15 protein-coding genes are annotated in these 14,600 nt (G+C 75.7%); 5 read left to right on the top strand and 10 right to left on the bottom strand.

Going from position 1 to position 14,600, the window contains the following annotated elements; genetic code table 11:
- Positions 1 to 87 precede the first annotated feature (87 nt).
- The 5 genes from LG943_RS01585 to LG943_RS01565 all read right to left on the bottom strand — a co-directional run bounded on the left by LG943_RS01585 (position 88) and on the right by LG943_RS01565 (position 3,611).
- Positions 88 to 1,440, bottom strand: coding sequence for an MFS transporter (locus tag LG943_RS01585; protein ID WP_270070317.1), 1,353 nt, complete (start codon positions 1,438 to 1,440; stop codon positions 88 to 90).
- A 137-nt stretch (positions 1,441 to 1,577) separates the two neighbouring features.
- Complete coding sequence (locus LG943_RS01580; protein ID WP_270070316.1) at positions 1,578 to 1,952, bottom strand: hypothetical protein; 375 nt, start codon at positions 1,950 to 1,952, stop codon at positions 1,578 to 1,580.
- A gap of 145 nt (positions 1,953 to 2,097) precedes the next feature.
- Complete coding sequence (locus tag LG943_RS01575) at positions 2,098 to 2,469, bottom strand: DUF3054 domain-containing protein (protein WP_270070315.1); 372 nt, start codon at positions 2,467 to 2,469, stop codon at positions 2,098 to 2,100.
- A gap of 121 nt (positions 2,470 to 2,590) precedes the next feature.
- Positions 2,591 to 3,052, bottom strand: coding sequence for a nitroreductase family deazaflavin-dependent oxidoreductase (locus LG943_RS01570; RefSeq protein ID WP_270070314.1), 462 nt, complete (start codon positions 3,050 to 3,052; stop codon positions 2,591 to 2,593).
- Positions 3,053 to 3,152: 100 nt separating this feature from the next.
- Positions 3,153 to 3,611: a DUF6069 family protein gene (locus LG943_RS01565; protein ID WP_270070313.1), complete on the bottom strand. Its 459-nt coding sequence runs from the start codon at positions 3,609 to 3,611 to the stop codon at positions 3,153 to 3,155.
- Between the two features lie 161 nt (positions 3,612 to 3,772).
- Here LG943_RS01565 and LG943_RS01560 point away from each other — a divergent pair, with 161 nt between their 5' ends.
- Entirely contained in the window at positions 3,773 to 4,225 is a 453-nt protein-coding gene (locus LG943_RS01560) for a MarR family transcriptional regulator (protein ID WP_270070312.1), read from the top strand.
- Between the two features lie 97 nt (positions 4,226 to 4,322).
- Here the strand turns inward: LG943_RS01560 and LG943_RS01555 are convergent, their stop codons facing one another.
- Together LG943_RS01555 and LG943_RS01550 are read right to left on the bottom strand one after the other, a co-directional pair.
- A complete protein-coding gene (locus LG943_RS01555; protein WP_270070311.1) occupies positions 4,323 to 5,483 on the bottom strand; it encodes a S1 family peptidase in 1,161 nt (386 codons plus the stop codon).
- A gap of 483 nt (positions 5,484 to 5,966) precedes the next feature.
- On the bottom strand, positions 5,967 to 8,180 hold the full coding sequence (locus tag LG943_RS01550; protein WP_270070310.1) for a S9 family peptidase: 2,214 nt from the start codon (positions 8,178 to 8,180) through the stop codon (positions 5,967 to 5,969).
- Positions 8,181 to 8,328: 148 nt separating this feature from the next.
- On the opposite strand from LG943_RS01550, the gene mshB reads away from it, so the two are divergent.
- Together mshB and LG943_RS01540 are read left to right on the top strand one after the other, a co-directional pair.
- Positions 8,329 to 9,189 carry an N-acetyl-1-D-myo-inositol-2-amino-2-deoxy-alpha-D-glucopyranoside deacetylase gene (gene mshB, locus LG943_RS01545; RefSeq protein ID WP_270070309.1) on the top strand — a complete coding sequence of 287 codons (861 nt, stop codon included), beginning with the start codon at positions 8,329 to 8,331 and terminating at the stop codon, positions 9,187 to 9,189.
- A 179-nt stretch (positions 9,190 to 9,368) separates the two neighbouring features.
- Positions 9,369 to 9,827 (top strand): hypothetical protein, encoded by a 459-nt coding sequence (locus LG943_RS01540; RefSeq protein WP_270070308.1) that lies wholly within the window; start codon positions 9,369 to 9,371, stop codon positions 9,825 to 9,827.
- A 55-nt stretch (positions 9,828 to 9,882) separates the two neighbouring features.
- On the opposite strand, the gene LG943_RS01535 is transcribed toward LG943_RS01540, so the two are convergent.
- The 3 genes from LG943_RS01535 to LG943_RS01525 form a co-directional block, all read right to left on the bottom strand.
- Positions 9,883 to 10,920, bottom strand: coding sequence for a site-2 protease family protein (locus LG943_RS01535; RefSeq protein WP_270070307.1), 1,038 nt, complete (start codon positions 10,918 to 10,920; stop codon positions 9,883 to 9,885).
- A 145-nt stretch (positions 10,921 to 11,065) separates the two neighbouring features.
- The gene (locus LG943_RS01530; protein ID WP_270070306.1) at positions 11,066 to 12,394 is read right to left on the bottom strand and encodes a hypothetical protein; all 1,329 of its coding nucleotides are present in this window, start codon (positions 12,392 to 12,394) and stop codon (positions 11,066 to 11,068) included.
- An 88-nt stretch (positions 12,395 to 12,482) separates the two neighbouring features.
- Positions 12,483 to 12,743, bottom strand: a complete 261-nt coding sequence (locus tag LG943_RS01525) for a putative acetyltransferase (RefSeq protein ID WP_270070305.1) — start codon at positions 12,741 to 12,743, stop codon at positions 12,483 to 12,485.
- A gap of 176 nt (positions 12,744 to 12,919) precedes the next feature.
- Between LG943_RS01525 and fdxA the strand changes: the two genes are divergently transcribed.
- Together fdxA and dapC are read left to right on the top strand one after the other, a co-directional pair.
- Positions 12,920 to 13,246 (top strand): ferredoxin, encoded by a 327-nt coding sequence (gene fdxA / locus LG943_RS01520; RefSeq protein WP_270070330.1) that lies wholly within the window; start codon positions 12,920 to 12,922, stop codon positions 13,244 to 13,246.
- Positions 13,247 to 13,429: 183 nt separating this feature from the next.
- Complete coding sequence (gene dapC / locus LG943_RS01515) at positions 13,430 to 14,548, top strand: succinyldiaminopimelate transaminase (protein WP_270070304.1); 1,119 nt, start codon at positions 13,430 to 13,432, stop codon at positions 14,546 to 14,548.
- Positions 14,549 to 14,600 lie beyond the last annotated feature (52 nt).

Here is a 14,600-nt window from a genome sequence, read left to right as displayed (position 1 = left end):
GCTCCGGCGCGCTGGTGGCGCCGGAGCGGCGGGCCGGTGGCCGACGGTGGTCGACGGGGGCCGGGCGGGGGCGGGCGGGGGCGGCGGTCAGGCCGAGGCGCCCGCCGGGACCTCGTCCAGGGAGTCGTCGCGGGTCTCGCGCGCCAGCAGCAGCGCCACCAGGGTCAGCACCGAGGCGCCGATCAGGTAGCCGCCCACCGCCCACAGGCCGAACTCGGCGGCCAGCCAGGTGGCGGCGTAGGGCGCCAGCGAGGCGCCGAGCAGCCCGCCCAGGTTGTAGGAGATCGACGCGCCGCTGTAGCGGACGTTGGTCGGGAACAGTTCGGGCAGCAGCGCGCCCATCGGGCCGAAGGTCAGGCCCATCAGGGACAGCCCCACGATCAGGCACAGCAGCACCAGCGGCGTGGAGCCCGAGCCCAGCAGCGGACCCAGCGCCAGCCCGAAGGCCATGATGGCCAGGGTCACGGCGATCAGCACCGGGCGGCGGCCGTAGCGGTCGGCGAGCAGGCCGGCCGCCGGGGTGAAGGCGCCGAAGAACACCACGCCGACCAGCAGCAGCACCAGGAACTGGGAGTAGCCGTAGCCCAGCCCGGCGGGCTCGGGCGCGGTGCCGTAGGTCATCGAGAACACGGTCATCAGGTAGAAGAGCACGTAGGTGGCGACCATGATCAGCGTGCCCAGGACGATGCCGCGCGCGCTGGTGCGGAAGACCTCGACCACCGGGGTGCGGGCGCGGGCGCCGGCGGCCAGGACCTTGGCGAAGGCCGGGGTCTCGTGCAGGCTGAGCCGCACCCACAGGCCCACCACGATCAGCACGGCCGAGAGCAGGAACGGCACCCGCCAGCCCCAGGCCAGGAACGCGGCGTCGTCCATGGAGCCCGACAGCGCCAGGAACACGCCGTTGGCCAGGAAGAAGCCGATGGGCGCGCCCAACTGGGGGAACGTGCCGAACAGCGCGCGCTTGCGGCGCGGGGCGTTCTCGGTGGCCAGCAGCGCCGCGCCGCCCCACTCGCCGCCCAGGCCCAGGCCCTGGCCGAACCGGCACAGCGCCAGCAGCAGCGGCGCGGCGACGCCGATGCTGGCATGGCTGGGCAGCAGGCCGATCAGCACGGTGGAGATGCCCATGGTCAGCAGCGAGGCCACCAGGGTGGCCTTGCGGCCGATGCGGTCGCCGAAGTGGCCGAAGAGGGCGGAGCCCACCGGGCGGGCCACGAAGGCGATGGCGAAGGTCGCCAGCGACTGGAGGGTGGCCGCCGTGGGGTTGTCGGCGGGGAAGAACAGGTGCGGGAAGACGAGTACGGCCGCGGTGGCGTAGACGTAGAAGTCGTAGAACTCGATCGATGTCCCGATGAGGCTGGCGAGGATCACCCGCCCCGGCCGGTTGGCCGGGGCGGGGCCCGATTCGGGTTCGCTCGCGTCCTCTGGAGACCGCACGGCCATGGCCGCTACCTCCCGCTTCGTAGGTTGATGACCGCTATAGCCTACTTTGACGCCGACGTTACATGAGACATCCGTCTCGCCATGTGAGACGCCGGAGAGTGCGGCGTCCACCGAAGGGGACGCGGGGCCGGGGCGGGTCAGCGGCCGAGGTCGATCCCGCCGATCACGTCGCGGGCCTGGATGACGTTGCCCGACACCTTGCCGACGACGGTGTTGCGCACCTGGGGGCCGGCGGCGGCGAAGTGGGGCCGCAGCTCCTCGACGAGCACGCGGAGGTCGGGGTCGCGCTCGGCGGCGGCACCGATGTGGGCGGCCAGGACCTCGATGGCCTCGGTGTCGTCGTAGTCGACCTGGGCGGCCTCCAGGGCGGCGTGGGGCTCGGGCTCCTTGCGGAAGCGGGCGAGGACGGCGCCGCGCAGCCGGCGCAGGGAGGCCACCGCGCCTTCGGTGAAGGGCTCGACGGCCTTGCCCGCAACGGCGGCGGCGATGGCGATCAGGACCTGGTCGACCACGGGCGCTCCCGGATCCGGTGACGAAGGGACGCTTCCATGGTCCTCCACCCGCTGCCCGCGCGCCATGGCTCTGCGTGATTCTGTGGACAACGCCGCAGTACCTGGACCGACCTCCCCGGCCCGGTCTGCGGCCCGCCCGGCGGGGTCAGCCCGCGGCCGCGCCGCCCCGGGGCCGGCGCAGCAGGGCCAGCGCCCGCCAGCCCACCAAGACCAGGCCCAGGAACACCGCCGCGACCACGACGAAGGAGACCTGCACACCGCCGCCGGCGGCCGCGCGCAGGGCCATGCCGCCCGCCAGCGTGACCAGCCACATCACCACCCCGGTGGGCACCAGGGCCGCGGGCCGCCGCCAGGCCAGGCACACCAGCCAGCCCGCCGCGAGCGCGGCGAGGAACGGCCACGCGGTGGCGGCCACCCCGGCGGGCGCCAACCCTTCGGCGTGGTTGGCCCGGCCGATGAGCACGAAGGCCAGGACGCAGAGCACGTCGAGCACGAGGGCGGTCACCGGTGAGCGCATGCCGCCAGCCTAGAGCCTGGGTGAGCAGGGGCGCGGGCGGGTCGGCGGTCGCGGCGGACCGCCGACCGGCCACCCGCGCGGGCGGGGGCGGGGCGGCGGGGAGAGGGGCGGCGGCGGGGCGTCAGGAGCCGGCCGGCGCGGTGCCGGCGCGCTCCAGGATGACCACGGGGATGTTCCGGTCGGTCTTTTGCTGGTACTCCGCGTACTGCGGGAAGACGCCCACGAGGTGGTCCCACAGGCGGGGCCGCTCCTCGGGCGAGGCGGTGCGGGCGGTGGCGGTGAACCGGTCGGCGCGCACCTGCACCTCGACCTCGGGGTGCTCGCGCAGGTTGAGGTACCAGGCGGGGTGGGCGTGGGCGCCGCCGTTGGAGGCGACCAGCAGGAGGCGGCCGGAGTCCTCGCCGTAGATCAGCGCGGTGCGGCGCCGCCTGCCGGAGCGGCGGCCGCGCGTGGTGAGCAGCAGGGTGGGGAAGCCCATGAACAGGTGCCCCTCCTCGCCGTCGGTCTCGATGTACCTGCGGATGTGGTCGGCCACCCAGTCGGTCGGGCTGTCCACCACGGATTCGCTGTCGTGCGCGGTCATGCGGGTGTCCTTTCGGTCGCCGGGTCGGTTGGCGCGGTGTGCGGCCGGGCCCGGACGAAGGCGGCGGGGAGAGTCGGTGCGGAGGGCGAGGGGAAGGCGGTCAGGCGCGGGGCGCCGAGGTGCGCCACAGCACCGGGATGAGCACGGCGGCCACGGCCACGTGCATCAGGGCCAGGACGACGAGGGTGCCGGTGCCCGCCGTGGCGTTGAGGAAGGGCAGGAACGACACCGCCAGCACGACCAGCGCGGCGGCGGTCCAGACGGTGCGCGCGTGGCGGGTGAACCGCTCCAGCACGGCCAGCAGCGCCCAGCCCAGCAGGGCGGGCACCAGGCTCATCACGACGACCGCGACCACGGTGATCTGGAGGGGCGCCTGGCCGGGCTGCTCGACCACGAGGTCGAGGCCCAGCAGCGGAACGCCGACCACCCACAGCACGAGGACGGCGGCCACGGCGCCGGCGACGGCCAGCGCGCGGTCCCGGGTGCGGGTGGTCCGGCGGCCGGGGGCGGCGTCGGGGGTTTCGGCGGGCGGGCCGGCGGGGGAGGCGGCAGCGGCCACGGTGTCTCCTTGAAGGTAACCATTGTTGAGAAGCTCAAGTATTCGGGGAGCCTAACGGCATCACTTGAGAAACTCAACATTCCGGGAGTGGACGGTGGTGGCGTGCCACTGTTGCCGGACCCGACCGTTGCCGGGTCCAACGGCTGCGTACCATCGGGAGTATGAGCGCCGCCCCCGCCGATCCCGTCGTCCGCGAACTGAGTCACCTGGTCATGGGAGCGGCGCGGCGACTCCGCGCCGCGTTCAACGCGGCGGCGGCCGAACAGGGCCTTACGCGGGTGCAGGCGCTGGCCCTGCTGAACCTCCGCGAGTCCGCGCCCATGCGCGACCTCGCCCGGTGGCTGTCCTGCGACCCCTCCAACGTCACCCAGCTCGTGGACGCCCTGGAGCGCCGCGGCCTGGTCAGCCGCAGCCCTTCGCCCCAGGACCGGCGGGTCAAGGTGCTGGTCCTCACCGACGAGGGCCGGCGTCGCCAGGCACTCCTGCGGGAGCGCGGGGACGCCCAGGCGGCGGCGCTGTTCGCGGAGCTGGCCGCCGAGGACCGCGCGCTGCTGCGCGACCTGCTGGCGCGGCTGCCCGACGGCGACTGCGGCGAGGACTGCGCGCCGGCCTGACGCGCGCGAGCGCGCGGCCCGGCGCCCCACGGACGCGGACCGCGCGCTGCGGTCGAACGGTGGCTCGTTCGGCGGCTCGGCAAAGGCTCTTCGCGCCTCAGCCGGTCAGCAGGGTGGCCCCGAACTCCTCCAGAATCGGGTTGACGGGCTGGAAGTAGGTCGTGCCGCCCGACGTGCAGTCGCCCGACCCGCCGGAGGTCACGCCCTGGGCCTGGTCGCCGCTGAGCCAGGAGCCGCCCGAGTCGCCTGGCTCGGCGCAGACGTCGGTCTCGGTCAGGCCCTCGACCGTGCCCTCGGGGTAGGTCACACTCTGGTTCTTGGCGCCGATGGTGCCGCAGTGCCAGCCGGTGGTCGAGCCCGACCGGCAGACGGCGGCGCCCTCGGCGGCCTCCTCGGAGCCGGCCACCGCGACCGTGCCGCCGGCGTAGTCGTTGACCTGGCCCACCGGGGTCCAGTTGGCGTCGGTCTCGACCACGGCCATGTCCGAGCCGGGGAACACGGAGTCGGTGACCGTGCCGGTGCCGGAGCCGTCCTCGCTGCTGACGGAGGTGCCTGCCGCGCCGCAGTGCCCGGCGGTGACGAACCCGGTCTCGGTGGCGAACCCGATGGAGCAGCGGCCCGAGCCGTCGATCGTGTAGGGGTCGCCGCCGATGACGTCGGCGTAGAGTTCGGGCGCGGCGGAGGTCTCCTCCACGCGCACCAGGTCGGCGGGCACGCCGGCGTCGGCGGCGAAGGCGCGGGCGGCGTCCTCGGCGCCGGAGGTTCCGGCCAGCACGGTGATCACCACGCGGTCGGCGGCGGTGCTGGGGTACCAGCCGGTGATGCCCTCGGACAGGTCGGCGCCCTCGCGGTTGAGGTCGGCGACGGCGGCGTTGAGCACGTCCTGGCCGTGCTCCACCACCTGGGGCTCCGCGCCGGCCTCGCGCACCTCGCGGGCGGCGGCGGAGTCGGTGACGGCGACGGTGAGCCGGGCGGTCTCGACGTCGAAGCGGGCGCCGCCGAAGGAGTCGCCGAGCCGCTGCCGCAGCTCGTCCTCCACGGCGCCGGCGCGCCGCTGCTCGGCGAACAGGGTGTCGGCCTCCTCGGCGCTGAGGCCGAGGTCGCGCTGGAGCGCCTCGGCCTGGGAGGCGGCGGCCTGGAGTGGGGTGGGCCGCTGTTCGGGAGGCGCGTCGTCGGCGGCCGCGGCCACGGGGACCGCGGCCAGGCCCAGTGCGAGGGCGGCGCCGCCCACGGCGAGGGAGACGGAATTCTTTCGCAACTCCTGCCCTTTCGTGTGGGGGTCGGGGGAAGGGGGTCGGGCAAGGGCGGGACCGGCGCTGACGAGCGGGGACCCAGCGCGCGGGCCCGGCCGGCGGACCCGGAGGACCGGCCGTCAACCCATGCCCACCGACACTCGGTGAGCACCCGGCAACCATAAGTCGTCAACGGAGAACGCGACAGAGGGCCGGTGAACGCGCCATATCACTACAAGTCGCCGATGGCGGACATAAAGTCGACGCCGCCCCACCCGCCCCGCGCCGCTCCCGCGCCCCCGCGTCCCGCCGAGATCCCCGCGCAGCGGCGTGGTGGCGGGATGTTCGGGCGCCCGAGGGCGCACCGGAGGCGGTGGTGACCGAGCGTCGCCGCAACCCCTCGGCGTGGCCGGATCCGGCCACGCATGGGTGGGGGAAAGGACAACCAACCGGGCCACCCACGCGTCGCCCGGGTGACCAGGTTGGGTGCCGTGGTGCCCTTCCCCCGCCTAGCGGGCGGCCTCCGGCTTCGCCGGAAGGCCCAGGGCCGTGCGCAGGAACTCCACCTGGAGCAGGAGCATGTTCTCGGCCGTGGTCTCCTCCGAGGGCATGTGCGTGATCCCCGACAGCGGCAGCACCGTGTGGGCGCGTCCGGCCGCCAGGAGGGCCGTGGACAGGCGCTGGGAGTGGGCGAACACCACGTTGTCGTCGGCCAGGCCGTGGATCAGCATCAGCGGGCGGTGGGGCTCGGCCCAGCCCTCCAGCACCGAGGAGCGCGCGTAGGCGGCGGGCCGCTCCTCGGGCGTGCCCAGGTAGCGCTCGGTGTAATGGGTGTCGTACAGCTCCCACAGCGTCACCGGCGCCCCCGCCACGGCGGCGTGGAAGACGTCGGGGCGGCGCAGCACCGCCAGGGCCGCCAGGTAGCCGCCGAAGGACCAGCCGCGCACCGCCACCCGGGACAGGTCCAGGCAGCCGAACCGCTCGGCCGCGTCGTGCAGCGCGGCCACCTGGTCCTCCAGCACCGGGTTCGCCAGGTCGCCGTGGACCGCCTGCTCCCAGGCCACCCCCACGCCCGGGGTGCCCCGGCCGTCGGCGACCAGCACCGCGAAGCCCTGCTCGGCGAACCACTGCGAGGTCAGGTAGGCGGCCCGGGCGCGCACCACGCGCTGGGCGTGCGGGCCGCCGTAGGGGTCCATCAGCACCGGCAGCGGCGCGGCGGGGTCGGGCTCGTACCACGACGGCAGCAGCAGCGCCGCCGGGATCCGCCGCTCGCCCGCCGACCAGAACGCCGGCCGGGGCCGGGGCAGGTCGGGCGCGTGCGCCAGGCTGCGGATCTCACCGGCCGGGCGCGGCGCCTCGGAGGCGGCGTCGGCCAGCAGCAGGGTGCGCACGCCGTCGGTGTCCATGTCGCGGCGCTGGAGCACGAGGGTGCCCCCGCGCAGCCGCCCCGACTCCATGCCGGGGGAGTCGCCGGCGCCCGGCACGGACACGCGCCGGGCCGCGCCGGTGCGGGTGTCCAGCAGCCACAGCCCGGTCTCGCCCGGCCGGCCCGCCGGGGACGCGGAGTACAGCACGTGGCCGCCGTCGACGTCGAGCACCGCGCGCAGGGAGTCCTCGCGCGGCCCGAACTCCCGGTCGCCGACGAACACGGCGCGGCGCACCCCGCCGCCGGCGCCCTCAGCGCACAGCCCGATCCACACCGTCTCGCCGTCCTCGGTGTGGGCGGGCACCCCCGGCATGATCTCGACCCACACCGGGTCGGTCTCGGCGCGGACCTCGCGCACCGCGCCGGTGGCGGCGTCGGCGCGCAGCAGGCGCAGGGTGCGCTGGTCGCGGCTCTGCACGGTGAAGGCGACCTCGGGCGCGCCGTCGGCCGCGGCGGCCCAGCCGGCGGTCACCAGGTAGGGCAGCGCCTCGCGGTCCCACTCGACCCAGCGCGGCTCGGGCGCGGCGCCGCCGGAGTCCCCCACGTCCGCCACGTCCAGGACATCCAGCACGGCCAGCCGGACGTCGGCGTTGGCGGTGCCCGGCGGCGGGTAGGCGATGGTCTGCGCCGCCGCGCCGGGGTTGGCGGGGTCGCTGATGGTCCACCGGGTCACCGGGGACTCGTCCACGCGGGCCGCCAGCACGGCCGAGCCGTCGGGCGCCCACCACAGCCCGCGGAACCGGCCCATCTCCTCGGCGGCGATGAACTCCGCCAGCCCCCACGTGACGCCGGGGGCGTCGGGCTCGGCCAGCGCCCGGTCGCGCCCGCCCTCGACGTCGACCACGCGCAGCGCGCCGCCGCTGACGTAGGCCACGGCCGCGCCCGTGGGCGACAGCGCGGGGTCGACCACCGGGGCGGCGGCGGGGAGCTCGCGAACCCCGCCGTCGCCGGCCAGGTCCGCCGCGTACAGCCGGCCCGACAGGGTGAACGCCGCCCGGGTGAACCCCCGGTCCACGGTGTAGGAGACGATCCCGCCGCCGGTCTCGCGCAGCCGTTCGCGGCGGGCGCGCTCCTCGGGCGGCAGGTCCTCCTCGGCGGCACCGCCCACGGCCCGGGGGTCGGCCACCACGCGTTCGCGCCCGGTGTCCAGGTCGTGCACCCACAGGCAGGCGAGGCCGTCGTCGCCGTCGCGGCCGCGCAGGAACGCCACGCGCCGGCCGTCGGGGGAGATCTGGAAGGCGCGCGGAACGCCGATGGTGAAGCGCCGGGTACGGGCCTGCTGCCGAGGAAAGCTCATGGGTCGATTGTGGCGCATGGGACGCCGGTGCCGGGGGCGGCGGGGCGGGGCGCGCGACGCGCCCGACACGCCGCCTCCCGCCGCCCGATCGGTGTGCTTTGGGCACGGGTGCCGGGAGTCCGAACCGTGCGGGGGTATCGTCCAGAACATGACAGATCGGCGACTCCTGCTGGTGCACGCCCACCCCGACGACGAGAGCATCGTCACCGGTGCCACGATGGCCAAGTACGCGGCCGAGGGCGCGGCGGTCACCCTGGTCACCTGCACCCTGGGCGAAGAGGGCGAGATCATCCCGCCCGACCTCGCCCACCTGGGGCCCGACCGCGAGGACACCCTCGGCGAGCACCGCATCGGCGAACTGGACAAGGCGTGCGTGGCGCTGGGCGTGCGCGACCACCGCTTCCTGGGCGGCCCCGGACGCTACCGCGACTCCGGCATGATGGGCGCGCCCACCAACGACCGGCCCGACTGCTTCTGGCGGGCCGACGTCGAGGAGGCCGCCCACACCCTGGCCATGGTCATCCGCGAGGTCCGCCCCGACGTCATCGTCACCTACGACGACAACGGCGGCTACGGCCACCCCGACCACATCCAGGCGCACCGGGTCACCCTGCGCGCGTTCGAGAAGGCCGCCGAGCGCGCCCTGCCCGGCACCCCGTGGCAGACCCGCAAGCTCTACGCCATCGCCCAGCCCCGCTCGGTGCTGGAGGAGTCCGTGGCGAGGCTGCGCGGCGCCCCCGGCCCCTTCACTCCGCCCGAGGCGGTCGAGGACATCAGCCCGGCCACACCCGACCACCTGGTCACCGCCCGCGTCGACGGCACCGCCCACTGGCCGGCCAAGGCGCTGGCCATGCGCGCCCACGCCACCCAGATCACCGTGGAGGGCGAGCTGTTCGCGCTGTCCAACGGGATCGCCCAGGAGATCCGGGCCGTGGAGTACTTCACCCTGGTGCGGGGATCGGCGCCCAAGCCCGGCCCCGACGGCTACGAGACCGACCTGTTCGCCTGACCCGCGCCCGCGTCCGGTCGCACCCGCGCCCGCTCGCCTCCGCCCGCCCCCGCCCCGGCACACCCACCCGCGCCCGGGGCGCCGACGCGGGTGCCGCGCGCCCGGGCGCGGCGGTACGGTCGAGGCGTCCCACCGGGTGATTCGCCCGCCCGCACCGCCGCCCAGGAAGAACCCGCACCGTGCCCGCACCCTCGCCCGCGACCCCGCCGACCGACGCGCGCGCCGCCCAGGCGCCCCCCGGCGCGCTGCGCCGCGCGGCCGCGCCGGCCGTCACCGCTCTGGGTTACACCTTCCTCACGCTGCTGGGCGTCGTGGCGGGCCTGGGCGGCTCGGTGTTCGCCGGCTGGCTGTCCTACCTGTGGGCGGCGGGCGGCGCGGGCCAGGCGGTCGCCGCCGTCACGCTGGTGGCGGTGCTGGTCGTGATGCACGCCGGCTGCCGCGCCGCCGGGTGGGGCATGGGCACCCGGCTGGGCGCGCTGCTGCCCGCCCTGGGCTGGCTGGCGGCGGTGTTCTCCCTGGTGCTGGTGCGCGCCGGCGGCGACATCGTGCTGACCTCCAGCGTGGCCGCCTACGGCTACCTCTTCGGCGGGATCGCGGCGGTGGGGATGGCCGTGGTGCTCACCGACCCCCGCCGCTGAGGCGCCGCCCCAGCCCCGCGTCCCCGCAGCAGCGCACCGACGGCCGCGCTCCGCGTCACGCCCAGAAGCGCAGCAGCACCTCGCCGAACCCGATGTCCATCTGCGGCAGCCCCACGGCCGCGAACAGGTCGATGAGCAGGGTGGGCACCGCGACGTTGACGGTGGGCACCCACAGCACGGCGAAGACCGCGATCACGCCGAACACGCCCCAGGGCCGCACGCGCGCCACCAGGCGCTCGGGCAGGAAGGGCGCCACCACGTCGAACCCGTCGAGCCCCGGCACGGGCAGCACGTTGACCAGCGCCACCGTGAGGTTGAGGTAGCACAGGTACATCAGGCCGCCGAGCATCCAGTTGTCGGTGAACATCCCGGCGGGCACCAGCGCGGCCACCGCCGCCGCCAGCGCGGCCGCCAGCACCAGGCTGACGCCGATCCCGGCGGCGGCCACGGCGCTGCGCCAGCCCCGCCCGCCCACGGCGGCGTGGTTGACGTAGCCCGCCGGCCCGGTCAGGCCGACCCCGGCGAACAGCACGAACGCCAGCGGCATCAGCAGGTTGGCGAACAGTTCGCCGTAGCGGAACGGGTTCAGCCGCAGGTAGGCGCCGCCGCGCTGGGCGCGGTCGCCCAGGGCGCAGGCGGTGGCGGCGTGGCCGAACTCGTGCAGCGCGATCGACACCGCCCAGCCGGTCAGGATGAACAGGGCCGGCACGTAGACGGTAGTGCCGTCGTTGCCCCAGGACAGCTCGGCGCGGGTCCAGCTCAACCACCCGGCCAGGCCGCAGACCCCCGCCAGCAGCACGAACAGCGGGCTGGGCAGCAGGTCGGCGCGGGAGCGCCCGCCCCCGGCGCCCTCGCCGGCGCCGTCCCCGGCCTCCTCAGCGGCCGCCGCCTCGCCGGAGGCGGCGGCCCCGCCGGCGGCGGGCTCGCGCTCCGCACCGGGGGCCTCCGGCTCCTCCGGGTCCTGCCGGGCCTCCTGGGACTCCGGCTCCTCCGGTGCCGCCGCGGCCGCCTCGGTCGCGGTGGAGACCCCGGCCGGGGCGGCGGAGGGCTCGGTGCTGGCGTCGTCGCGGTCGGTGGGCTCGGGCGCGGACATGGTGCTCCAGGTCGTGAGGCCGGTTCGGGCGGCGGGCGGGTGCCCGGCGGCGGTCGCCGGCTCCCTGCGCCGGGGCCGCCGTGTCCAGGCTAGGCGCACCGTGGCGCGCACCCGCACCGGGCGCGCGGTGGCGCGCCCGAGGCGCTTACAGCGAGGTCGGCGGGGTGGTGGCAGACAGGTGCATGGCGGTGAGCGAGAACGCGTGCCCGGCCTTGGTGAGCCGGTGCCGCCCGCCGCCGCCCAGAAGGTCGCCGCCGACCACGAACCCCAGGGTCTCCAGCAGCCAGGTGACGGTGATCAGCACCGAGCCCACCTGCTGGGTGTCGGGCAGGCGGCCGTCGTGGCCCCAGCCGGAGTCGGCCAGCACCAGCCGGGCCTCCTCGGCGAGGTCGGGCTCGTCCTTGCGGGCGTGGACGCCGGTGGAGCGGGCCGAGCGCGACAGCAGCAGCCCCAGCAGGGTCTCGGTGGCGGCCTGGGCGAAGCCGTCGGTGTCCAGGACGCTCTCGGCAACGGCCCGCCACAGCGCCTCGGTGTCGGCGTGCAGGTGGCGGCCCCGGCGGGTCAGCACCAGGCGGCGGCCCGATCGGCGCACCGCCCGCATGGTGCGCAGCAGCTTGTGCAGCGCGATGAGCTGGGTGACGTCGGTCTCGCTGCGCGGCGGCGCGGGCGAGGTGGTCCACTCGAACTCCGCGCACAGTTCGCGCACGACGCTGGGGGAGATGTAGCCGATCTGGGTGAGGCCGATGCCGTCGTCGGCGTAGTCGAGCAGGCGCACCACCGGCGCCAGCGCCGTGCCGGCGTCGGGCGGGGTCTCGGCGCCGGTGATGAGCTGGCCCAGCAGCGGCCACAGCCGCTGGCGGTGCGGGTGGGAGGGGGACTCCAGCCAGGCGCGCACCCGCTCCTCGCGCACGCGGTCCAGCCGGCTGCGCCCCTGGAAGTCGGGCTGGGTCAGGAACGCCCGCGCCTGCTGCTGCTGGGCGGCGCGCCAGCCCGGGGTGCCCGGGCGGATGTCGTCGAGGGCCACGGCCAGCTCCAGGCCGGCCGAGGTGGCCTGGAAGGCGTCGATCTCGGCGCTGCCCAGGGTGCTGCCCCAGGTGAGTTCGGGCAGGTCGGGCGGCTCCACGCAGGAGGCACGCATGGCGCGGCGGTAGAGCTGGCGCCCGGAGTCGTGGCTGATCCGGTACGCCTCGAGGATCTGGCGGGTGCGGGTGGAGGTGCAGATGGCGGCGTAGCGGTCCAGGCCCAGCAGGGCGAACAGCCGGCCCAGGGAGCGCGCCGCGAACAGGCGCTCGGCGGAGTCGGTGGAGAAGCGCACCGGCAGCACGTACCAGCAGAACTCCTGCACGGCGTGCTGGGTGAGGGCCTCGAGGTTGCGGCCGTCGGTGAGGGTGGAGAGCGCGGTCTCGGCGACCTGGGCGGCGCGGGAGTCGGCGCGGGCGAGTTGGGCGAGGGCGGAAGCGACGGTCTCCTGCATGGCGTGTACGCCACCTCCCCCTTCAACTCGGCCGGCGGCCCGCGTCGGCCGCCGGGCCGCGCGGTGTCCGCCGGTCCGCGGCGGGTGCTCAGGCTTCGTCCCGCGAGCCCGCGCCCCGCCTGCGTGTCGGTGGTTGCTGCGGCACGATACGGCTTCCGGCGACGTCGGCGGCAGTGACCTCGGTCACGGAACCGTCGCGCCTGCGCATGCGTATCACGCCGTCCTGCCAGGATTCCAGTACCCCGACGATATCCCGGAAGCCCCCCTCTGGCAGCCGGACGCGCACAGCGGCGCGCCGACCGATGTGGCGCGGAGTCAGCTCGTCGCTCAGCCGCGAGGTGAACCCCATGGGATCTACCCCCCAATTACGCGGGAAAGCCCTGCGGGCGCAATACTGGAGACTGCGAATCGTGTGTCAGATGACCGGCGGATCCGCGTGCCGGAGCCCGGCACCGCCCAGGCTATGTGACAGCGAAGACATCTACGCGCGCGGTCAACGTGGCGAAGACCGAAGAGGAGTACGACGTGACCTACGTCATCGCGCAGCCCTGCGTCGATGTACTCGACAAGGCGTGCATCGAGGAGTGCCCCGTCGACTGCATCTACGAGGGCAAGCGCATGCTCTACATCCACCCCGACGAGTGCGTCGACTGCGGCGCCTGCGAGCCGGTGTGCCCCGTGGAGGCCATCTACTACGAGGACGACCTCCCCGAGCAGTGGTCGGACTACTACAAGGCCAACGTGGAGTTCTTCGACGAGCTGGGTTCGCCGGGCGGCGCCTCCAAGGTCGGCCAGATCGACGCCGACCACCCGCTCGTGGCCAAGCTGCCCCCGCAGGCCGAGGCGGAGTAGGGCCACGGCGGACACGGCCGCCGTCGGCCGAGGGCGCGAAGCGACGGCGGCGGCCGGATCAGCGGGACCGGGCGGCCCGGTCGCCCGGGGCGCACGCCCCGCGCGGCGCCGTTCCGGCGGCAGGGGGCGGCGCGGCGTGCCCGGACGCGGGCGCCCGCGCGTGAGACGAGGGGGATGGATTAAGTGGCCGACCGCAGGCGCGTAGTGGACCGGCTCCCGGTCTTTCCGTGGGACCGGCTGGCACCGCACAAGCAGCGGGCGGCGGCGCATCCCGACGGCGCCGTCGACCTGTCCGTGGGCACACCGGTGGACCCGGTGCCCCCGCTGGTGCGGCGGGCGCTGGCCGAGGCCGCCGACAGCCCCGGCTACCCCGCCACCCACGGCACCCCCGAGCTGCGCGCGGCGGCGGCCGGCTGGCTGGCCCGCCGCCACGGGGTCGACCTCGACCCCGCCGCCGTGCTGCCCGCCCTGGGCTCCAAGGAGTTCGTGGCCTGGCTGCCGACCATGCTGGGGCTGGGGCCGGGCGACACCGTCGTCTTCCCCGAACTCGCCTACCCCACCTACGACATCGGGATCCGCATGTGCGGGGCCGAGCCGGTGGCCTCCGACGGCCTCACCGCGCTGGGGCCCGCGCCGGTGCGCCTGGTGTGGCTGAACTCCCCGGCCAACCCCACCGGCCGCGTGCTGGGCGCCGACCACCTGCGCAAGGTCGTGGACTGGGCGCGCGAGCGCGGCGCCGTCGTGGTGTCCGACGAGTGCTACATCGACCTCGGCTGGGAGGGCACCGCGCCGGTCTCGGTGCTGCACCCCGACGTCTGCGGCGGCAGCCACGCCAACCTCCTCGCGCTGCACTCGCTGTCCAAGCGCTCCAACCTCGCCGGCTACCGGGCCGCCTTCGCCGCCGGCGACCCCGCCCTCATCGATGAGCTGCTGGGCCTGCGCAAGCACGCCGGGATGATCATGCCCGCGCCGGTGCAGGCCGCCATGCGCGCCGCGCTGGACGACGACGACCACGCGCGCGAGCAGAAGGAGCGCTACGCCGCCCGCCGCCGCGTGCTGCGCGCCGCGCTGGAGCGCGCCGGCTGGGCCATCACCCACTCCGAGGCCGGGCTGTACCTGTGGGCCGCCCACCCCGACCACGACGCCTGGGGCTCGGTGGAGCTGCTGGCCGAGCACGGGATCCTGGTGGCCCCCGGCGACTTCTACGGCCCCTCGGGCGCCCGGCACGTGCGCGTGGCCCTCACCGCCACCGACGAGCGGGTGGCGGCCGCCGCCAAGCGCCTGGAGGCGCTGGCGGCCTGACGGCGCGGCGGACCGCGCGCCCGCCCGCGCGCGGCGCGCGGCCCGGCACCGC

This window comes from Streptomonospora mangrovi, from assembly GCF_027604915.1.
Classification (GTDB): domain Bacteria; phylum Actinomycetota; class Actinomycetes; order Streptosporangiales; family Streptosporangiaceae; genus Streptomonospora; species Streptomonospora mangrovi.
Note: the sequence above shows the minus strand (reverse complement) of the source record. Positions and strands in the feature narration are given on the sequence as shown.